Source organism: Collinsella aerofaciens, assembly GCF_005845035.1.
In the GTDB taxonomy this organism is placed as follows: Bacteria; Actinomycetota; Coriobacteriia; order Coriobacteriales; family Coriobacteriaceae; genus Collinsella; species Collinsella aerofaciens_I.
The window spans coordinates 203,195-223,579 of sequence record NZ_SPFO01000001.1; the positions used below are offsets into that span (position 1 = coordinate 203,195).

At 58.3% G+C, this 20,385-nt stretch carries 16 protein-coding genes; 13 read left to right on the forward strand and 3 right to left on the reverse strand.

The genetic code is table 11. The features are described from left to right. Nucleotides 1-129 precede the first annotated feature (129 nt). The 10 genes from FGQ67_RS00895 (at nt 130) to FGQ67_RS00940 (ending at nt 13,628) form a co-directional block, all read left to right on the forward strand. On the forward strand, nt 130-1,521 hold the full coding sequence (locus tag FGQ67_RS00895; RefSeq protein ID WP_271735078.1) for an ATP-binding protein: 1,392 nt from the start codon (nt 130-132) through the stop codon (nt 1,519-1,521). A gap of 258 nt (nt 1,522-1,779) precedes the next feature. Then, entirely contained in the window at nt 1,780-3,003 is a 1,224-nt protein-coding gene (locus FGQ67_RS00900; RefSeq protein ID WP_249934343.1) for an ATP-binding protein, read from the forward strand. A 455-nt stretch (nt 3,004-3,458) separates the two neighbouring features. After that, nucleotides 3,459-4,193, forward strand: coding sequence for a 3'-5' exonuclease (locus FGQ67_RS00905; RefSeq protein WP_171025116.1), 735 nt, complete (start codon nt 3,459-3,461; stop codon nt 4,191-4,193). Nucleotides 4,194-4,522: 329 nt separating this feature from the next. Then, complete coding sequence (locus FGQ67_RS00910; RefSeq protein ID WP_117769397.1) at nt 4,523-4,729, forward strand: hypothetical protein; 207 nt, start codon at nt 4,523-4,525, stop codon at nt 4,727-4,729. 2 nt (nt 4,730-4,731) lie between these two features. Beyond that, nucleotides 4,732-6,528 (forward strand): type I restriction-modification system subunit M, encoded by a 1,797-nt coding sequence (locus tag FGQ67_RS00915; RefSeq protein ID WP_117769399.1) that lies wholly within the window; start codon nt 4,732-4,734, stop codon nt 6,526-6,528. Between the two features lie 2 nt (nt 6,529-6,530). Then, the gene (locus tag FGQ67_RS00920) at nt 6,531-7,805 is read left to right on the forward strand and encodes a restriction endonuclease subunit S (RefSeq protein ID WP_117848312.1); all 1,275 of its coding nucleotides are present in this window, start codon (nt 6,531-6,533) and stop codon (nt 7,803-7,805) included. Nucleotides 7,806-7,808: 3 nt separating this feature from the next. Next, on the forward strand, nt 7,809-8,372 hold the full coding sequence (locus tag FGQ67_RS00925) for a hypothetical protein (RefSeq protein ID WP_117769403.1): 564 nt from the start codon (nt 7,809-7,811) through the stop codon (nt 8,370-8,372). A 1-nt stretch (nt 8,373) separates the two neighbouring features. Then, entirely contained in the window at nt 8,374-11,466 is a 3,093-nt protein-coding gene (locus FGQ67_RS00930; protein WP_138339635.1) for a type I restriction endonuclease subunit R, read from the forward strand. Nucleotides 11,467-11,538: 72 nt separating this feature from the next. Next, nucleotides 11,539-12,060, forward strand: a complete 522-nt coding sequence (locus FGQ67_RS10375; protein WP_416378153.1) for a DUF262 domain-containing protein — start codon at nt 11,539-11,541, stop codon at nt 12,058-12,060. Beyond that, a complete protein-coding gene (locus tag FGQ67_RS00940) occupies nt 11,958-13,628 on the forward strand; it encodes a DUF262 and DUF1524 domain-containing protein (RefSeq protein ID WP_249934344.1) in 1,671 nt (556 codons plus the stop codon). The genes FGQ67_RS10375 and FGQ67_RS00940 overlap by 103 nt, the downstream gene beginning before the upstream one ends. A gap of 67 nt (nt 13,629-13,695) precedes the next feature. On the opposite strand, the gene FGQ67_RS00945 is transcribed toward FGQ67_RS00940, so the two are convergent. From FGQ67_RS00945 to FGQ67_RS00955, 3 genes are all read right to left on the reverse strand, one after another. Next, nucleotides 13,696-13,977: a hypothetical protein gene (locus FGQ67_RS00945; protein WP_147332627.1), complete on the reverse strand. Its 282-nt coding sequence runs from the start codon at nt 13,975-13,977 to the stop codon at nt 13,696-13,698. Between the two features lie 149 nt (nt 13,978-14,126). Beyond that, a complete protein-coding gene (locus tag FGQ67_RS10160; protein ID WP_117769409.1) occupies nt 14,127-15,116 on the reverse strand; it encodes a hypothetical protein in 990 nt (329 codons plus the stop codon). A gap of 123 nt (nt 15,117-15,239) precedes the next feature. Then, nucleotides 15,240-15,893, reverse strand: a complete 654-nt coding sequence (locus tag FGQ67_RS00955) for a helix-turn-helix transcriptional regulator (protein ID WP_022094290.1) — start codon at nt 15,891-15,893, stop codon at nt 15,240-15,242. A 277-nt stretch (nt 15,894-16,170) separates the two neighbouring features. On the opposite strand from FGQ67_RS00955, the gene dpaL reads away from it, so the two are divergent. The 3 genes from dpaL to ygeW all read left to right on the forward strand — a co-directional run bounded on the left by dpaL (nt 16,171) and on the right by ygeW (nt 20,249). Next, nucleotides 16,171-17,385 carry a diaminopropionate ammonia-lyase gene (gene dpaL, locus FGQ67_RS00960; RefSeq protein ID WP_138339638.1) on the forward strand — a complete coding sequence of 405 codons (1,215 nt, stop codon included), beginning with the start codon at nt 16,171-16,173 and terminating at the stop codon, nt 17,383-17,385. A 74-nt stretch (nt 17,386-17,459) separates the two neighbouring features. Beyond that, nucleotides 17,460-18,845 (forward strand): YgeY family selenium metabolism-linked hydrolase, encoded by a 1,386-nt coding sequence (locus tag FGQ67_RS00965; protein WP_117821229.1) that lies wholly within the window; start codon nt 17,460-17,462, stop codon nt 18,843-18,845. A 201-nt stretch (nt 18,846-19,046) separates the two neighbouring features. Further along, nucleotides 19,047-20,249: a knotted carbamoyltransferase YgeW gene (gene ygeW / locus FGQ67_RS00970; protein WP_055287465.1), complete on the forward strand. Its 1,203-nt coding sequence runs from the start codon at nt 19,047-19,049 to the stop codon at nt 20,247-20,249. Nucleotides 20,250-20,385 lie beyond the last annotated feature (136 nt).

Below are 20,385 nucleotides of genomic sequence, written 5' to 3' on the forward strand. Positions count from 1 at the left end.
TTCCGGAACGGTCCACGTGCGGTGGTGTACCGCCCCTTTCGTGTGCGCCGCTTGTCGAATTACGTTATAGCTAGCTATATTATAGGAAGGTATAATATAGCTAGCTATAACGTAAAGGAAGGATGGTCTATGTTTGTCGGAAGAACAGCGGAAATGTCCGAGCTCAATCGACTGTATGGCACGGACTCCTTTGAGATGCCTGTGATTTACGGCCGCCGTCGTGTGGGTAAAACGCGCCTTATCACAGAGTTCATCCAAGGCAAGAAGGCTATTTACTTTCAAGCTCGTCGTACCAATGCGGAGGCAAACCTGCACGGCTTTAGCCAGGCGATACTTGCAGGCTCGGTTGGTGCTGCAGGCGTGTCGTTTCGTAGTTTTGACGAGGCGTTCGATGCATTGGTCACCATGGCTCGAACGGAGCGTTTGATTGTCGTGATTGACGAGTATCCCTATCTCGCCCAATCGAATCCCGAGATCAGCTCGTTGCTGCAAGACAAGATCGACCACTTATACAAAGAGACCAGGCTAATGCTGATCCTATGCGGCTCGTCTCTTTCGTTTATGGAGGAACAGGTGTTGGGCTACGAGAGCCCACTATACGGTAGGCGTACGGCCCAGTTTAAGATCATGCCGCTCGATTTTACGACGACCCTCGGGTTGTGGCAGAGCATGAGTCGCGAAGACGCTGCAGTTTGCTATGGTATGACGGGCGGCATTCCTGCATATATCGAGAGAGTCGATCCTGCCGCATCGCTCAAGGACAACATCAAACGTCTTTTCCTTACTCCTACGGGCTATCTCTTTGAGGAGCCGAGTAACCTGCTAATGCAAGAGTGCCGCAATCCCGAGCAATATGATGCGATCGTGCAAGCAATTGCTCAGGGGCGCTCGAAGATCTCGGAGATTGCGAGCTCTACGGGAATCCCTGCGAGCAACGTAAAGAGCTATGTGGATAAGCTGGCGTCGCTTGGGATTGTCGAGCGCGAGCTGCCCCTAAACGAGACGAGCAATAAGCGAGCCGTGTATCTGCTGAGCGACCAGATGTTTAGGTTCTGGTACAAGTTTGTTCCGCAGAACATCGGGCTGATTCAAAACGATATGGCCGAGATGGCGTATAAGCGCATTGAGCCGCACGTATCGGATTACATGGGTACGGTCTTTGAGCTTATATGCAGACAATACGTGTACGAACTCGCGCGCGCGGGCGAACTTGGTGTGGTGCCGGCAACAGTTGGCCGTTGGTGGGGAACGGACAATCGGACGCGTACGCAGGAAGAGATCGATTTGATTGTCGACGACGGAGAGGGCGCGGCGCTCTTTGCGGAGTGCAAATGGCGTAACGAACCGGCAGGCGAGGATGTTCTGGAAAAGCTCGTGTACCGAAGCGAGCTCTTTAGGCGTCAGCATAAAAGCTACGTGATCTTCTCGAAGCGTGGCTTTACGCAAGGATGTCAGGAAGCTGCGGCGAGCAGGGGAGATACCAAGCTGATTTCGTTTGCCGAGATGTGCGAGCGGAGATAACCAAGCGCGCTCTGATGTGATTGCTCGGAATGGGTCGCGCTAAGGATGCCAAGCGTAAAACCTACAATGAAAATGGCGTAAAAACTACATCTGTCATGGCGTAAAAACTACATTGAAAGTAGCGTAAAATCAGCATTGAGAATGGCGTAATTTCGCATATCGCGTGATAGAGAGGGACGGCCGTCTATGGATGCACCAAAGAGATTGACCCAAAAGGGATATAGGCCCCGGCTCATAGAGGAGCGCCTCGACACCCTTATGCGGGCGTTTGGCTGTGTGGAGATCAACGGCCCCAAATGGTGCGGCAAGACCTGGACGGCGCTCTCTCGCTCGGCGAGCGTCTCCAGGCTCGATGAGCCTGCGCAGCGTGCGGCGGCAGAGGTCGACCCAAGCCTGGCGCTCATCGGCGATGCGCCACACCTGGTCGATGAATGGCAGGAGGTGCCCGAGGTTTGGGATGCCGCCCGGCGTTTCGTGGACGCGAGCGGCAACGAACGGGGGACACTTTTGCTCACGGGCTCGACCGCGCTCAAAAGCGAGGAGCGCAGCCATGTTCGTCATTCCGGCACGGGTAGGATCGCCCGTCTGTCAATGCGCCCCATGGCCCTGTGTGAGTCGGGCGACGGCGAGCCGCTCGTGTCACTGGCAAGCCTCTTTAAGGGCGAGGATTTTGCCCCTCAGCGTCGCGAGAGCACGGTGGATGACGTCGCCCGCTGGTGCTGCAGGGGCGGTTGGCCTGCAAATCTTGGGCTTTCGGAAGATCTTGCGCGAGAGACGGCAAGCCAGTACGTGCACTCGGTGCTCGACGTCAACGTGCTGGACGAGGGCATGTCGCCCGAGCTTGCACACGGCCTTTTGCGAGCTCTTGCCATGAACGAGAGCCAGGCTGTCACGTACAAGACGCTCGTAAAGGACGCCTCGTACGGTGAGGCGGGCCCCGACGAGAGGACCATCGCTGCGTACTTGGACCTCTTCAACAGGCTCAAGCTGACCGAGGACCTGTGCGGATGGGAGCCGCCCATGCGCTCGAAGGCCCGCGTTCGCGTGCGCCCCAAGCGCTACTTCTGTGACCCGTCACTTGCGGCGGCGTTGCTGGGGGCTACCCCTGAGCGGCTGCTTGGCGATATGCAAACGCTGGGGATGCTCTTTGAGAATCTCGTCCTGCGCGACGTGCGCGTGTTCCTTTCCACCTACGGCGGTGTCGACAACAGTGTCCATTATTTCCGAGATGAGAAGGGCCTTGAGGTCGATCTGATCGTTGAGCACGACGGGCGCTGGGGAGCCATCGAGGTCAAGCTGAGTGATGCGAAAGCAGACGATGGAGCGAGAAATCTCAAGGCGCTGGAGAGGAAAGTGCTCTCCAATCCTGCCGCCCAGAATGCCGCGCCGGCGTTTTTGGCGGTCGTGGTTGGAAAGGGGAGCATTGCCTACACACGCGACGACGGCGTGGCGGTGATTCCCATGGCGGCACTTGGGGCGTAGTGGTTTTGCGGGCGTGCCGTGCTTCCTTTACCGAAAATCCATTTGGTAAACCAGATGCTCGCGGATAGAATAAAGTTGACGGCAGCCCAAGGGTGATAGCTGGGCAGCGCCGTTGCTTGGTCAAGAGGTCAGTGCCTTAATGGCAGCGACTTGTTATGCTTCGAATGCTGCTTGAGTGCCTCGGAAAGTTCGATAAGCGCCGTGAAGAGCGAGACCAAAGCAACCAAGAGCTCTACGAGCTCTGATGGGCCCGGGATGACCGCTGATTCAAGTCACCGGGCCTAAATCTTTTTCATGCATTTGAATAGAGCGGGCAACTCTCTTGGGGCCGTCTGCATGACGTGTGCCTGGCGCATGGTATTGCGCCCCACTTTCATGTCCGTACGGGCGCCTATCCTTACGGCAATGTAGCCGCCTATGTAGCAAGCGGCAGGCAACGGAGAAAGGCCCTAACCGTGTCAGCTGAAAAGACGCCGTGTATCTCGGCTATCGATACGACGAACTTTGCGCGCCAGATTGTGCTGGACTTTGAGTTTGCGCCGGTGCCAAAGCAGCGCCAGCGCCGTGGGCTGCGCAATGAGATTATTGAGGCCGGCGCCGTCAAGCTCGATTACCACGGCAACGTTATGGGTGAGTTCTCGCAGTTTGTGCAGACAGAATTTACCGAAGGCGTTGCGTATCCCGTCCGCGAGCTTACGGGGATATCGGCTGTGGACACCGCGATGGCCGATCCGCTCTATGTGGTGATCAAAAGGCTCAGCGATTGGATCGGTCGCTACTCCGCCCAGGTGGTTTGTTGGAGTGGGGCGGATCGTCGACAGCTTTTGACCGAGTGCCAGGCAAAGCACATCGACCTTTCCGCATTTCCTACGGACTGGGCCGACCTGCAGGCGTTTTACACCTCGATCATGGACGTGGGCAGCCACGGGTGTGTCTCTTTGAGTGACGCGGCGACGTGGTTTGGCATCGAGTTCGACGAGTCGACGGGTCACGCCCACAGCGCCCTAGCCGATGCGCGCGTGACCGCTAAGTTGCTCAAGCAGGTAATGGACGGGGGCTACCACGTGAGCCCACGTGCCCAGGAAGTCCGCCAGCGGTGGGGGATGGGCGAGCGAGCCCAGACACGCCTTTCCAGCAAGTGCCCCGAGCTGAGCGATCTGCTGCTGAAGCTGAAGGCGGAGGGGAGATAGGGGGCGTTCAGTTGGTAGCCGAGGCAGTTGGGACGGTCGAGGTCGCGCTAACGAAAATCCATTTGTTAAACCTGCTAGCCCTGGGTACACTGCATATCGATGGGCCCGGGATGACCGCTGATTCAAGTCACCGGGCCTAAATTCATATCTATAGGTTTAACCGAATGGCTGACAAGCCTACGGGACCTAAGATTCCATGGCATCGCGAATGGGCAGAACGTTGACTCTCGACTTCCCCTTCTATCTGCGTCAGATGGTCATTGGCTTCTGTTCCTTTGCTAGAATCAGAAGCACATTTGTATTGCATCATGCAATCGCGGGGGTTGCCAATGAAATACGCCGAGCTTGTCGACGGAGAGGCCAAGACAGGCGAGCTCAAGAGCTTTCTTGTGGATGGCGAGAACGTTGCCGTGACCATCCGCATACCTAAAAACATGCGTGATGCGGCGAAGGACGCCGCTGCGCTTTCTGGCATCAGCTTTACCTCGCTGGTAAAGATGAGCCTCATCGAATATCTGACCAAGAAGGAGAAATAGCAGTGGCGGATAGCGACGATCTTATCAAGGCCGTTGGCGCCAATATTCAAGAGAAGGCATCTCTCATTTGGAGTGCCGCCGATACCCTGCGTGGCCCCTACAAGCCTCATGAGTACGGCCTGGTCATCCTTCCTATGACCGTTATCAAACGCTTCCACGACTGCCTTGAGCCCACGCACGATGCCGTTCTCGCCGCAGCTGAGAAATACAAAGCCTTTTCCGTGAAGGACGGCTTTTTGCGCGATGCCTCCGGCTACCCCTTCTACAACACCTCTAAGTTCACCTTCGAGACGCTCAAGGCCGACCCGGAGAACATCGAGGACAACTTCAAGGACTACATCAACGGGTTCTCGGACAACGTGCAGGACATCTTGGCACGCATGAAGTTCGCCGACCAGATCGAACGCCTCTCCGACCCAGACGCCCCGCTGCTCTACCAGGTCGTCTGCGACTTCTGCAAGCCGCAGGCCGACATGTCGCCCGACAAGATCAAAGCTGTGGACATGGGCTACATCTTCGAGAACCTCATTCAGCGCTTCTCCGAGTCCTACGACGAGGACGCCGGCGCTCACTTCACGAGCCGCGACATCGTGTACCTCATGACCGACCTGCTCATTCAGGCGGACCCGCACGTCTTCGACGGCGACCGCATCACGAAGACCGTCTACGACCAGACCATGGGAACCTCGCAGATGCTCGGCTGCACCGAGGAGCGCCTGCGCCAGCTCGACGCCGAGGCCCGTGTAACCTGCTACGGTCAGGAGTTCAATCCCTTCACTTTCGGCATCGCGAAGGCGAGTGCGCTAATTCGTGGCGAGGACGACGCCAACATGCGCTTCGGAGATACCCTCTCCGCCGATAAGTTCGATGGCTTCAAGTTCGACTACTGCATTTCCAATCCACCCTTCGGTGACCCGTGGAATCCTCAGGCCCCCTCGGTGGAGAAGGAATTCAAGACTGCCGGCGGTGGACGCTTCCCCGTTGAGAAGCTTCCCGCCAAGGGCGATGGTCAGATGCTCTTCGTGCTCAACGGCCTGTCTAAGCTCAAGGACGACGGCGTGATGGCGATTGTCCAGGACGCGAGTCCGCTCTACAAGGGCAAGCCCGGCAGCGGCGAGGACAGCATCCGCCGATACGTGTTGGAGAACGACTGGCTCGACGCGATCGTGCAGCTGCCCTGCGACTCGTTCTACAACACCGGCATCGCCACCTACGTTTGGCTCTTCAGCAAGGCGAAGGCACCGGAGCATCGCGACCACGTGCTGCTCATCGACGCCTCCCGGTGCTTCGAGAAGCGCCGCAAGGGCATTGGCGACAAGAAGAACGACATCACCAAGTCCTGCCGCGACCTTATCGTCCAGGCGTACTCCGAGTATCGCGACGGCACTTGGACGGGCGCCGGGTCCAACGGACTAGAGGTCTCCGTCGAGGCGCGCCTGATGGAGACGGTCGAGTTTGGCTTCAACCGCGTTGCCGTGGAGAGCCCCGTCGTCGACGAGGACGGAGAACCCGTCCTTAACAAACGCGGGAAAATGCAGGCGGACAAGGCCAAGGAGGACACCGAGGACATCCCGCTCACTCAGGACATTGACGCCTATATCGAGCGCGAGGTACGCCCGTACAACAAGTACGCCTGGGTGGACAAGAAGAAGACCAAGGTGGGCTACACCGTCCCGTTCACGCGCGTGTTCTACAAGTACGCCGAGCTGGAGCCAGCTGACGAGATCGCCAAGCGCATCCTCGAGCACGAGAAGACGCTCGAGAAGAGCCTCAAGGCCCTCTTCGGAGAGGTGCGTTAGCAATGCGGGAGATGAAGGACAGTGGCGTCGAGTGGCTCGGCGAGGTCCCCTCGAGGTGGAAATTGCATAGGGCTAAGCGCCTGTTTAAACTCACCAACGACAGGGGCAACGATGACCTTACGCTTTTGGCAGCGACCCAGAAGCATGGCATGTGGCCTCAGGATAGGCTTGAAGGTGTTGTTCGCGTTAAGGACGATACCGACCTAAGTAGATTCCGTACGGTTCACAGGAATGATTTTGTAATCAGCCTGCGCAGCTTCCAGGGCGGCTTCGAGCGCTCCGACTTCGAAGGGGTCTGTTCGCCTGCTTACCAAACGTTTCGCTCAATAAAGCCAATCGACTATCAGTTCTATAAGTACTTGTTTAAGTCGCCGTCGTTTATTGACCATATGAATTCACTAACGTTGGGCATCCGCGAAGGCAAAACAATCAAGTTCGAGGACTTTGCAGCCCAAGTGCTACCCATGCCTCCCCTCGATGAGCAGCGCCGCATCGCGGAATACCTGGACGATAAGTGCGCCGAAATCGACCGCGCCGTCTCCACCGCCGAGCAGTCTATTGAAGAGTACAGGGCGTATCAAAACGATGTGGTTAAACGAGCCATTGTTTACGGTACGTGTAACGCTTTCAAAGTGAAAGAAAGCGGAGTCCCGGCGATAGGAAAAATGAATGCGAACTGGGGCCTCGTGATGGTGAAGCGTCTCGCTGTATTTCTCAACGGAGATAGAAGTGACAGCTACCCTTCAGGCGACGACATTCAAGAGGCTGGAATTCCGTTTATTACGTCTGGCGACCTCAATGGTCGTTATCTTCCCGACGTCTTTTCGAAGTACATTTCGCAAGATAAGTACGATTCACTTAAGGGTGTGAAGCTACGGCGCGGTGATGTCGTCTTTTGTTTGCGCGGAAGCGTTGGCAAATGCTCGTTGAACCGAACGGAGAACTGCGGCACGGTTGCTTCTTCGCTGACTGTCGCTAGACCCATTTGCTGCGCTCCCGAGTGGCTTAGCTATGCGCTTACGTGCTCATCTACCACCAATCAAGCCATGGCTACTGCCATTGGTGCAACGAGCGCAAATCTTGCCGCTAACGTATTGGCTCGGGCGTTTGTGCCATTGCCCCCTCTCTCCGAACAGCGTCTCATTGCGGACTACTTGGACGAGAAGTGCACCCAGATCGATGCCGATATCGCTGCCAAGCAGGCTATCATCACCGACCTCAAAGCGTACAAGCAGTCGCTCATCTACGAGACCGTCACCGGAAAGCGGGAGGTGTAGCCAATGGGCGATTCCTATCGTCTTCCGGGCATCGTGCTGGAGGCGTCGTCGTCGAAAACGTGGGATATTGCCGTTTCCGAATGGCACGTGGTGGGGTGCCATGACAATGGGAACACCTCCGGAGAGTGTCTTTGCGGGCATGAGGGCATCAGGTATGAGTTCACAATCAAAAATTCCGTCAACGGGAAAGAGCTCTCGCCAATAGGCTCCACCTGCATCCTTAAGTTTGAAAATGATGAGCTCAAGAACGAGGTTGAGGGCTGGAAGGCAGCGATCAAGCTGCTGGAAGCCCTTGAGGCGAGGAAGCCGGGCGTGCGACTCGATGGCATGAACAGGGATCTGTTTTCTCGACGCCTCTACGCTTTCCTTTACGAGAGGGGCGCCTTTCCGGCCAATAGGTACAACGGTTATGACGGTCGAAACGATTACGAGTTCATGGTGGATATGTTCAACAAGAGGACGGCACCGACGGAAAAGCAGCGCGCGAAGATGTACATGGTGCTAAACAAGAGCATATTTCCGTGGCTCGCTCTCTTTGGTCGCGAGTTGAGAGAGATGAGGTTGTAGCATGCCTGCGCAGACAAAGGAAAAGAACCTCGAAGAGGACATCGAGTCGTTTCTCTGCTCGCCTGAGGGCGGTTTCTTCAAGTGCGACGACAGGCATTCGCTCCTCTACGTCGAGGACGGCACCTATCAGATGGTCGGCGGCGGCTACATGGAGCATCGTGACCGTGCGCTCGACGCCGCCACCCTGGTCAACTTCATCCAGACGACGCAGCCCAAGGCGTGGGATCGCTTCGAGCGCATGTGCAACTCCGATTCCACGGCGAAGTTCGCCAAGGTCTTCAACGACGCCGTCGACCGCCTGGGTATGGTCGCGGTGCTCAAACACGGCTTCAAGCACCGAGGAATTCCTTTCAAGGTCGTATTCTTCAAGCCGGAGAGCGGGCTTAACGAAAGCGCCGCCGACCACTATGCCAAGAACGTCTGCCGCTGCATCCGCCAGTTCCACTTCGCCGAGACGGGCAACCAGACCATCGACATGGTCCTGGACGTGAACGGCATCCCCCTGGTGGGCATAGAGCTCAAGGACCAGTTCACCGGCCAAGACGTTGAGAATGCCATGCGCCAGTGGCGCGAGGACCGCGACCCGAGGTGTCGCTGTCTCAAGTTCAACACGCGCATGGTGGCCTTTTTCGCCGTCGATCTCGAAAATGTCTACATGACCACCAAGCTGGAGGGCGCGAAGACCTTCTTCCTGCCGTTCAACCAGGGCTCCGCCGGGGCGGGAAACGACGGCGGCGCCGGCAACCCCGCAAATCCCGACGGTTATGCCACGAGCCACTTGTGGGAGGTCGCCCTGCAGAAGGACAGCCTGCTCGATATCGTCAACAAGTTCCTCCACCTGGAGGTCAAGGAAGAGACAGAGCTCGATGCGCGCGGCAACGAGGTGAAGCGCAAGAAGGAGCGCATCATCTTCCCCCGTTACCACCAGCTCGACTCCGTGCGTAAGGTCATCGCCGACGTGCGCGCGAACGGGACGGGCAAGAACTACCTCGTGCAGCATTCGGCGGGGTCGGGCAAGTCGAACAGCATCGCCTGGACGGCCTATCGCCTTGCATCCCTCTTTGTGGATGACACCCCGCTGTTCGACTCCGTGGTCGTCGTCACCGACCGCCGAGTGCTCGACAGCCAGCTGCAGGAGACCATCTCGGGCTTCGATCACGCCATCGGCTCGGTCGTGACCATCGGCAAGGACAAGACCTCGGCCGACCTGCGGGACGCCATCAACGGCGGCGCTCGTCTCATCGTCTCGACCCTTCAGAAGTTCCCCGTGATCTACGAGCAGGTCGAGAGCAAGGGTAAGCGCTTCGCCATCATCGTCGACGAGGCACATTCGTCCCAGACGGGAACGAGCGCGCTCAAGCTCAAGAGCGCCCTTGCCGACAAGCGCGACGCGCTCGAGGAGTACGCTGAGATCGAGGCGGAAGCCGAGGACGCCGCAGCCGATTGGGAGGACCAGCTCGCCGACGAGCTCGCGAGCCACGGCCGTCACAAGAACCTGACCTTCGTTGCCTTTACCGCCACGCCAAAGGAACAGACGCTCGAGATCTTCGGCGATGAGTGGCCTGACGGGTCCTTCCACCCGTTCCACGTCTACTCGATGCGCCAGGCGATAGAGGAGGGCTTCATTATGGACCCCCTCGCCAACTACGTGAGTTATTCGGAGGCCGTCGAGCTCGCACGCACGGTCCCCGACAATCCCGACGTACCGAGCAGCCCCACGCTCAAGCTGCTCCGCAAGTATAAGGAGCTGCACCCCTATGCCCTCGGCCAGAAAGCCGAGATCATCGTGGAGACATTCCGCAATGTGACACGCACCAAAATCCGCGGCAAGGGCAAGATGATGGTGGTCACGGCCTCGCGCCTCGCGACGGTTCGCTACTACCACGAGATCAAGCGCTACATGCAGAAGAAGGGCTACGATGATATCGAGGTGCTGGTGGCGTTCTCGGGCGCCATTAGCGACCCGGCTGACGGCCCCGACGGTCCCGAGTACACCGAGCCGGTCATCAACGTCGGCCACGATGGACAACGCGTCGCCGAGAGCCAAACGAAGGCCGAGTTCCACAACTATGGGGACGTGCTTGTTGTTGCCGAGAAGTACCAGACGGGCTTTGACGAGCCGCTGCTGCACACGCTGGTGGTGGACAAGAAGCTCAAGGACGTGAAGGCCGTCCAGACGCTCTGCCGCGTCAACCGCATCCACCCGGACAAGGAGGACACCTACATCCTCGACTTCGTGAACAAGCCCGAGGACATCCAGAAGGCTTTCGAACGCTTCTACACCGAGACGTCGCTTTCCGAGCAGATTAACACCGACCTCCTCTATCAGGTGCAGACCGATATTCGCGGTTACGGGCTCTATGACGAGTCTGACATTGAGGCCGCTGCCGAGATAGTCTTCACCGATGGCAAGGGTAAATCGCAGAGCAACGTGCAGGGTAAGCTCGCGGCCGTTTTGAAGCCGGCGGTCGCGCGTTATAACGAGTTGAACGACGATGAACGCTATCAGGTTCGTCGCAAGGTGCGTAGCTTCTGCAAGTGGTACACCTACATCACCCAGATCGTGCGCATGTTTGACCGAGACCTGCATAAGGAATACGTGTATTTAAGCTATCTGCGCCACCTCCTCAAGGTCGAGAAGATCCCCGTCGAGGCTGTGGACGACAAGGTCGAGATGCGCTTCTACAAGCTCAAGCAGGAGTTCGAGGGCAGCATTTCGCTTGAGCCTGGCGGCGGCGTGCTCGATCCCGGTGGCGCGGCCAAGACCGTGACGCCCGATAAGAAGCGCGACCCGCTGCAGGTGCTCGTGGATAAGTTCAACGAGCAGTGGGCTGGCAACTTCACCGAGGGAGATCGTGTGGTTATCGACACGCTGTGGAAGCGTATCGCCGAAAACCCGCAGGTCGCCGACACCATCCGTCGCGACGGCAGACAGGTCTTCGAATCAAGCCTGCTGCCCAAGGTGTTCGATGAGGAGGCTCGCCGCGCCTATGTGGAGAACACGGACTCCTTTACCAGCCTCTTTGAGGACAGTGAGAAGTATCGCGCCATGATGAGCGCCATCGGGCAGCTGCTGGTTGAGAAATTCAAGTAGGATTCCTGAGATTGATGTTGGAAAAAGGGGCAACCGCAAATGAAAGCAACCGAGGCAAATCTACTCGACCTTATGGGCGTGGCGAAGATGCAGTTTGTCATTCCCGTGTACCAGCGAGTTTACTCGTGGAGTGTAAAAGAGTGCGAGGTGCTTTGGGATGACGTCATGCGAGCGGGTCGTGATGGCGTATCGCACTTCGTGGGGTCAATGCTTTATATCCCCGAGTCCGAGAGCTCTGCCACGAGCATTTCGCGCGTGCTTCTGATTGACGGACAGCAGCGCATGACGACGTTTTCGTTGATGATTGCAGCTTTGGCTGACTATTTGGAGAGCAACCCCGACAAGGCTGGCTTCCTTGGCGACCTCAAAATCTCGGCGCTGAGGAAAATTACCTCTTTAACGATGACGACTACAACGGTCTGGCACGCTACAAGCTGGTGCTCTCGCAGGACGATAAAGAGACGCTGTTCTCCATCGTGTCTGGGGCTCCCGTGCCAGATGAAAAATCGGATCGGATTGTCGAGAACCATGCGTTCTTCCGCGAGAAGATGCGTGGTAAATCATTTGACCCGGCAAGGCTTTGGGCGGGGCTAAACCGCGTGCAGGTCATCGACACTAAGCTCACCGCTGGCGTTGATAATGCCCAGCTCATATTTGAGTCCATGAACTCCAAGGGCAAGCCGCTCACACCCATTGACCTCATCCGTAACTACGTTCTAATGTCGCTTCCCAACGACGAACAGACCAAGCTTTATGAGGGTTATTGGCATCCACTCGAGTGCTTGTTCGGAAAAGGCGGCGAGGACGAGTTCAATGCATTTATCTGGTACTGGCTGTGGCTTAAAGTTCCCAATAGGATGCCGAAGGAGAACGAGGCCTACTACGAGTTTAAGCGCTATTTCGCCGACGACTACGATGGTGACACCGAGGGCCTGCTTAAGGAGCTGCGCGGGTATGCACATAGATACGCCAGTCTGTTCCTTGGTAAGGAGAAGGACGACGGACTGCGCCGAGTGTTCGGCAGAATCGTAAGCCTCGACGTGAAGCAGATAAGGCCCCTCTTAATGTTGCTTTATTCGGTTTACGAGGGGAATGGACTAGACCGCAATGCGTTTTTACGTATCTGCGAGACTATCGAGTCGTTTCTGTTCAGGCGAGCGGTTTGCGGCAGACTTACCACGGGCCTAAATAATTTCTTTGCCGGCATGTATCGCAATCTCGAGCAGCAGGACGATATCGAGGAGTACGTTACGGCGATGCTCCTTATCCACAGCAGCGGTATGACCGCATACTTTCCGACAGACGAGCATTTTGTCGAGGAGTTTAAGGCGCGTGACTGCTACAACCGCTTCTCTAAAAAGCGCTATTACCTGGAACGCATGGAGAACTGGCACCACCCGAAGGAGTCCATCTCAGCCGACGATTACCAGATCGAGCACATCATGCCCCAGACGATTGATGATGAGCACGGCTGGAAGGAATCGCTTGGTGAGAACTGGGAAGACGTCCACGACAGGCTGTGCAACAACTTGGGAAATCTTACGCTGACGGGCTACAACCAGGAGTACTCAAACCGGTCGTTCTCGGACAAGCTCAATCTGCCTGACGTCGGATTTAAGTGCAGCCCGCTCTACCTAAACAAATCGATTGTCTCGCATGAAAAATGGGGTGAGGAAGAGATTGGGCAGCGCGCGGACGAGCTGGCGAAAGAAGCGTGCGAGATATGGAAGTATCCCGACCTTCCGGCAGACGTCGTCGACAAGTACCGTCCTTCTCGTGGGGAGCCTGACGAGGCTCCTGTCTGGACTCTGCATGAGAACCACCCCACCTTTGCCGAAGGTGGGCTCAACCAGAAGCTTTTCGATGAGGTGCGCGAGTCCGTTCTGAGTGGTAACCCTTCGTGGGAGTCCTACATAGCCAAGTACTATGTAGGCTTCAGGTCGGGCAAGCGAAAACTGCATGCCGTGTTAGAAGGTAGGACCAGCAACGGTGGCTGGATTGCCGTCGGCCTGGCAAAGAGCGTGGATGACCTAATTGATCCAGAGGACATGTGCCAGGACAAACGTACGCAGGGTGGATTTGGCCCAGGCCTACCGACCTATGTTGCTCTTCGTAATGCCGATGACATTCCCGCGGTGCTCGATCTTATAAAGCAGTGCTAGGTTAAAGGCCGGGAATCTAATTCCCGGCCCTTGCCATCTCGGAATTGCCGATGGCTTATCTGCCCACCTACACCCCCGCAATCCCGCGCGCCGCGCTCAGCAGCTCGTACTCCCTCTGGCTCCACTGGTGCAGCTCGGCCGCGTGCACGGCGTCGCGACACAGGTCCAGGAACACCTCGGCGCCCTCGCAGAAGCACTCGCGGGCAAAGGCGCCGGATCCGTCCGCAACGCACGCACCGTCGGCAAAAAGCTTCCAGCTGGACGGCTCGCGCGAGCCGTCTCCGAGCAGCTTGATCTGCAGAACATGTGGGCCGCCAGCGGCACATGGCCCTTCTTCCAACGCCTGCACCGTAAAGCGCATCTGGAGGGACAGAGTATAAAATCCGGAAAAGTGTCGAAATAGGCACCTTAAAACTTCGGAAAAGTGTAGCTGGATGACAAAACAGCACTAAGAAGCTGGTGCTGGATGCGGGATCCTGTGGCCGCCTTCAGCCCTCGCTACTCGTCGTCCCCGTCGTTGGGGTCGCCCTTGAGGGTGTTGATGTCCAGGTACTGGTTATCGTCCTCTTTTTGCTGGGTCTCCGACTCCGCTTGGGTGGGGCCGCGGAACAGCTGGAATCCCTCAAATGCAATGACACCGAGCAGGGCAATGATAATGGCGATAAAGGCAACCTTGACTGCCTGCGGAAATTCCGAGAAACGCAGTGCCTTTTCCTCGGCGTAATAATCGGCGAAGCGCTCTTCGCCCGTGCTTTTGGTATACGCCGGCGCGGACGCGGCCTCCGGGTCATATTCCGGTGCGGGCGTGGCAGCGTACGGATCGTTGGGATAATCGCTCGACGCGGTGCCATAGTCCTCGGTCTCGATGCGACTGTTGCCAGCATAGCCATCGGAATAATCGGAATATGCCGTACCGCCCTCATAGTCTGCGGCGCTCGTGTTGGCGGCAAAAAGCGGGTTAACTGGAACGTCGAGCGCCGGCATGCCGGTAGAGGTCTCATCCAGATCGGTTGCAGCCCAGGAATCGTAGGCAACCTGATGGGCAACGGGCTCATCGAGCCTTGCGACCGGAGGCTTGCGTGCCGCAGGAACAGGCAACTGCTGGGCGCTGTACATAACAGTGCTGTCGGCCGATTTGCCCTGCGTCGCTGCTGCGAGAAATGCCGCCGTCTCGGATGGGTCACTTGCGGGGCGGGGAGCGGGCGTGGGCGCCGAAGTGGGTGCGGGTGTAGGCGCGGGCGTCGAAACAGCCGACTGCGCAGGAGTCGGCGCAGATGCGGTCTTAGGCGCAAGTGCGGGATTGGGGCTTGACGGGCGAGCCGCGCCGCCGCCCATGAGTTCGTCGGCGGTCCACGGGCGATCATCCATCACATCGTCAAGGCTCAGCGAAAACAGGTCGTCTTCACCCTCATCGAACATGCGGTGCACATGTCCACCAATTGCCGGAATCAATCCGCGACCGGTGCATGATGCCTTGCTCAACGCCATTCTGTTCCATCCTTTCGAAATACTAATGACATCGATTATATGGAACTTCCCAAGTGGCTCGGTCTTGGATTCGTGCTTTCCAGAACTCGCGCCCAAAAGGGGAGGGGCAATCCAGGCGAGCGCCTACTTGTCGCCGGCCGCCGCCTTGGCCTCATTGAGGTAGCTATAAAAACTGTACTTGGAGATGCCAAAGAACTCGCAGGCGCGCTCGCTCGACTTGGAAATGAGGAAGGCGCCGCGACGGTCGAGGTAGCCAATGGCACGAATGCGCTCGTCTTTGGTCATGAGTGCCGCGGGCTTGCCCACAAACTGCTCGCACTCGTGCAGCAGGTCCTCGAGCAGGTCGCCGATGTTCTTGGTAATGGGCTCGGGCTCGGTATAGCCCGTGCCGCCGGTGCCGGTAAAGGCGTCGAGCGAACGCTCAAAAGCCTTCATGAGCGTAATGTCAAAGTTAATGCCCAAAATGCCGACGGGCTTGCCTTCGTCGTTGCGGATAAAGATCGTCGACGATTTGAGCAGCTTGCCATCGGTGGTTTTGGTGAGGTATGGCTCGCGGTCGTGCACGTCGGTGGTGCCCTCGTGCATGGACTCAAACACGATATGGCTGGGGCCGTCACCCAGTTTGCGCCCGCTGACGTGGCCGTTTTCGATCACTACGATGGAGTGGTCCACGTCCTCGGTTTCCAGATCGTGGACGACGACTTCGCAGTTGGGGCCAAATTGGAGCGCCAGGCCGTGTGCTAGGCGCTTGTAAAACTCAATCTGTGCGGGGGTCATGGGTGCCTTCCTAAAAATTAGTTTGGGCACACTTTGCCATAAACCACACTTGACCGCAAACAAATCCATCAACAAGGCAATTCATGACCGTTCGGCGGCGAAAAAGTACCGATTACGGCAACAAACAATTCGTTAGGTATGCCAATCAAAAAGTGTGATAGAACAGTGCTAACAAACTTTTTGTTTGGCATCCACATAAAAGTTCAGTCGCATGAATGGGAATGGGCTGAAACGCGTATGCGGGGGCCGGCAAGAGAGGACTTAAGGAGTTCACCGTATGGCCGATAAGATCCAGTGGGCGGGCAACACGATGCCCAAGAGCGATGACAAGCACTTGGGAATCATGAGCCTCGACCACGTGAAGAAGGCCCGCGCCTTCCACCAGTCGTTCCCCCAGTACACCGTCACTCCGCTTGCCCGCCTGGACGGCCAGGCCGCGCGCCTGGGCCTGTCCAACCTGTGCGTTAAGGACGAGAGCTATCGCTTTGGCCTCAACGCCTTTAAGGTTCTGGGCGGCTCGTTTGCCATGGCCAACTATATTGCCGACGAGACCGGCAAGGACGTTGCCGACTGCACCTTCGATTACCTGACCTCCGATCAGCTGGCCGAGGACTTTGGCCAGGCCACCTTCTTTACCGCTACCGACGGCAACCATGGCCGCGGCGTGGCATGGGCTGCCAACAAGCTGGGCCAGAAGGCCGTCGTGCACATGCCCAAGGGTTCCACCAAGCCCCGCTTCGATAACATCGCGGCCGAGGGCGCCACGGTGACCATCGAAGAGGTCAACTACGACGAGTGCGTGCGCATGGCCGCCGCCGAGGCCGATGCCTGCGAGCGCGGCGTCATCGTTCAGGACACCGCCTGGGAGGGCTACGAGAAGATTCCGTCCTGGATCATGGAGGGTTACGGCACCATGGCTTCCGAGGCTGCCGAGCAGCTGCGCGAGATGGCCATCAACCGCCCGACGCACGTGTTTGTCCAGGCTGGCGTGGGTTCGCTCGCCGGCGCTGTGGTGGGCTACTTCACCAACCTGTATCCCGATAACCCGCCCACCTTCGTCGTGGCTGAGTGCGCGCCTGCCGCCTGTCTGTACAAGGGCGCTGCCGCCGGCGACGGCGATCCGCGCATCGTGGACGGCGACATGCCCTCCATCATGGCCGGTCTGTGCTGCGGCGAGCCCAACATTCTGGGCTGGGATATCCTGCGCAACCACGTCACCGCCTTCGTGTCCTGCCCCGACTGGGTCACCGCTCGCGGCATGCGCACCCTGGGCGCTCCCGAGAAGGGCGACCCGCGCGTCATCTCCGGCGAGTCCGGCGCTGTGACCACCGGCCTGGTCGAGACCCTCATGCTCGATCCCGAGTACGCCGAGCTCAAGGAACTCATCGGCCTGGACAAGACGAGCTCCGTGCTCTGCTTCTCCACCGAGGGCGACACCGATCCCGACCAGTATCGCCGCATTGTTTGGGAAGGCGAATATCCCACTTGCTAATCGTTGGGGCGGAGTAAATAGGTATCGCTCCGCCACCTCACAGGTAGATTCCTTCGTTTGAAAGGTTATGAACAATGGCTAAAGAACTCGATTTCGACGCTATCAAGGCTGCTGCTGAGTCCCATCGTGCTGATATGACTCGCTTCCTGCGCGCTATGATCTCCCATCCCTCTGAGTCTTGCGAGGAGGGTGAGGTTGTCGCCTGCATCAAGGCCGAGATGGAGAACCTTGGCTATGACGAGGTCAAGGTCGATGGCCTGGGCAACGTCATGGGCTTTATGGGCGAGGGCGACAAGATCATCGCCATCGACTCCCACATCGACACCGTCGGCATCGGCAACATCGAGAACTGGGATGCCGATCCCTATGAGGGCTACGAGACCGACGAGATCATCTACGGCCGCGGCGGCTCCGACCAGGAGGGCGGCATGGCTTCTGCTACCTACGCTGCCAAGATGATGAAGGACATGGGCCTCATCCCCGAGGGCTACAAGATCATGGTCGTCGGCACCGTCCAGGAAGAGGACTGCGACGGCATGTGCTGGCAGTACATCTACAACAAGGATGGCATTAAGCCCGAGTTCGTCATTTCCACCGAACCCACCGACGGCGGCATCTATCGCGGTCACCGCGGCCGCATGGAGATCCGCGTCGACGTTCACGGTACCTCCTGCCACGGCTCCGCTCCCGACCGCGGCGACAACGCCATCTACAAGATGGCCGACATCATCGCCGACGTCCGCGCCCTCAACAACAACGGCTGCGACGAGTCGACCGACATCAAGGGTCTCGTCAAGATGCTCGACCCCAAGTACAATCCCGAGCACTTCGAGGATGCCCGCTTCCTGGGCCGCGGCACCTGCACCGTCAGCCAGATCTTCTACACCAGCCCCAGCCGCTGCGCCGTGGCCGACTCCTGCGCCATCTCCATCGACCGTCGTATGACCGCCGGTGAGACCTGGGAGTCCTGCCTGGACGAGATCCGCAACCTGCCGGCAGCCAAGAAGTACGGTGACGACGTGAAGGTCTCCATGTACATGTACGACCGTCCGTCCTGGACCGGCGAGGTCTACGAGACCGAGGCTTACTTCCCCACGTGGATCAACAAGGAGACCGCTCCGCACGTCAAGGCCCTCGTCGACGCCCACAAGGCCATGTTTGGTGACGAGCGCATCGGCTGCGAGCCCAGCATGGACAAGCGCACCGGTCGCCCGCTGTGCGACAAGTGGACCTTCTCCACGAACTGCGTCTCCATCCAGGGCCGCTACGGCATCCCCTGCGTGGGCTTTGGCCCGGGTGCCGAGTCTCAGGCTCACGCTCCCAACGAGGTCACCTACAAGGACGACCTGGTCACCGCTGCCGCCATGTATGTGGCTGCCCTGAACCTCTACGATCCGAGCCAGGCCGATGGCGACGCCACCGTGTTCCGCGCCGGTCTGACCAACAACAAGATCGACTAGTCCCATTCCTCGATTTTGTTGAGCCGGGGACAGTTTATGCCCTCGGCGCCTCCTGTTGACTTGGGGCCCGCGGTCGTTATCTCCCATGCTTCCTCAACGGTAGCGGGTCCTCGTCATAGCGCTCTGCATGTTCTAGCCACACGCGCATGCCGGAGCACATCTACTCATTGCGATCGTTTCACCTTTAGAAAGGACATTTACATGGACGCCAAGTTTACCGAGCTCGTCGAGCAGCTGAACGGCCTCGATTTTAAGGGTATGTACGGCAGCGACTTCCTGCACACCTGGGATAAGACCACCGATGAGCTCAAGGCTCTCTACATCGTCGCCGACGCCCTGCGCGAGCTGCGCGAGAACAACGTCTCGTCCAAGATCTTCGACTCGGGCCTGGCCGTCTCCCTGTTCCGCGATAACTCCACCCGTACGCGCTTCTCCTTCTCTAAGGCCGCCAACCTGCTCGGCCTTGAGCTGCAGGACCTGGACGAGAAGAAGTCCCAGATCGCTCACGGCGAGACCGTCCGCGAGACCGCTACCATGATCTCCTTCATGGCCGACGTCATCGGCATCCGCGACGACATGTACATCGGCAAGGGCGACGCCTACATGGCCGAGGTCTCCGAGTCTGTCCAGCAGGCTTACGAGGACGGCGTTCTGGATCACCGTCCCACGCTCATTTCCCTGCAGTCCGACTCCGATCACCCCACGCAGTCCTCTGCCGACATGCTCTACCTCATCAACGAGTTTGGCGGCCTTGAGAACCTCAAGGGCAAGAAGGTTGCCGTCACCTGGGCCTATTCGCCCTCTTACGGCAAGCCGCTGTCCTGCCCGCAGTCGCTGATCAGCCTGCTGCCCCGCTTTGGCATGGACGTCACCCTGGCCCACCCCGAGGGCTACGACCTCATGCCCGAGGTCGTCGAGCGCGCCAAGGGCTATGCCGCCGAGTCCGGCACCACCTTTAAGCAGGTCAACACCATGGCCGAGGCCTTCGAGGGCGCCGACATCGTGATCCCCAAGAGCTGGGCTCCGTTTGCCGCCATGGAGAAGCGTACCAATCTGTACGCCGAGGGCGACGACGCCGGCATCGCTGCGCTCGAGAAGGAGCTGCTCGCCCAGAACGCCACCCATCAGGATTGGTGCTCCACGACCGAGCTCATGGAGAAGACTGCCAACGGCCAGGACACCATCTTTATGCACCCGCTGCCCGCCGACATCTCCGGTGTCTCCTGCGAGCACGGCGAGGTTAACGCCGACGTCTTCGACATGCACCGCGTGGGCATGTACAAGGAGGCCAGCTACAAGCCGTACGCCATCGCTGCCATGATGTTCCTGCAGAAGGTTGCCGATCCCGCCGCTACCCTCAAGGCCCTCGACGAGCGCAACACCGCCCGTTGGCTCCAGGCCTAAAGCCGGGCTGAGGTAAGCTATGTAAAGGGGGCGCTCTGCCAACCGGCGGGGTGCCCCCTTTTTGCATCGCGGGCGTGCGGGATAAGCGCTTTCGATGTGGATGCCCGCGGCGCGAGTTATGGGTACGATGGTTTCA

Bases quoted from the DNA above. Each gene is read 5' to 3' on its own strand.
- FGQ67_RS10375 (WP_416378153.1), top strand. From the start codon at position 11,539: ATGGGCGTGGCGAAGATGCAGTTTGTCATTCCCGTGTACCAGCGAGTT.
- FGQ67_RS00920 (WP_117848312.1), top strand. From the start codon at position 6,531: ATGCGGGAGATGAAGGACAGTGGCGTCGAGTGGCTCGGCGAGGTCCCC.
- FGQ67_RS00895 (WP_271735078.1), top strand. From the start codon at position 130: ATGTTTGTCGGAAGAACAGCGGAAATGTCCGAGCTCAATCGACTGTAT.
- FGQ67_RS00925 (WP_117769403.1), top strand. From the start codon at position 7,809: ATGGGCGATTCCTATCGTCTTCCGGGCATCGTGCTGGAGGCGTCGTCG.
- dpaL (WP_138339638.1), top strand. From the start codon at position 16,171: ATGGCCGATAAGATCCAGTGGGCGGGCAACACGATGCCCAAGAGCGAT.
- FGQ67_RS00910 (WP_117769397.1), top strand. From the start codon at position 4,523: ATGAAATACGCCGAGCTTGTCGACGGAGAGGCCAAGACAGGCGAGCTC.
- FGQ67_RS00930 (WP_138339635.1), top strand. From the start codon at position 8,374: ATGCCTGCGCAGACAAAGGAAAAGAACCTCGAAGAGGACATCGAGTCG.
- FGQ67_RS00900 (WP_249934343.1), top strand. From the start codon at position 1,780: ATGCGGGCGTTTGGCTGTGTGGAGATCAACGGCCCCAAATGGTGCGGC.
- FGQ67_RS10160 (WP_117769409.1), bottom strand. From the start codon at position 15,116: ATGGCGTTGAGCAAGGCATCATGCACCGGTCGCGGATTGATTCCGGCA.
- ygeW (WP_055287465.1), top strand. From the start codon at position 19,047: ATGGACGCCAAGTTTACCGAGCTCGTCGAGCAGCTGAACGGCCTCGAT.
- FGQ67_RS00955 (WP_022094290.1), bottom strand. From the start codon at position 15,893: ATGACCCCCGCACAGATTGAGTTTTACAAGCGCCTAGCACACGGCCTG.
- FGQ67_RS00965 (WP_117821229.1), top strand. From the start codon at position 17,460: ATGGCTAAAGAACTCGATTTCGACGCTATCAAGGCTGCTGCTGAGTCC.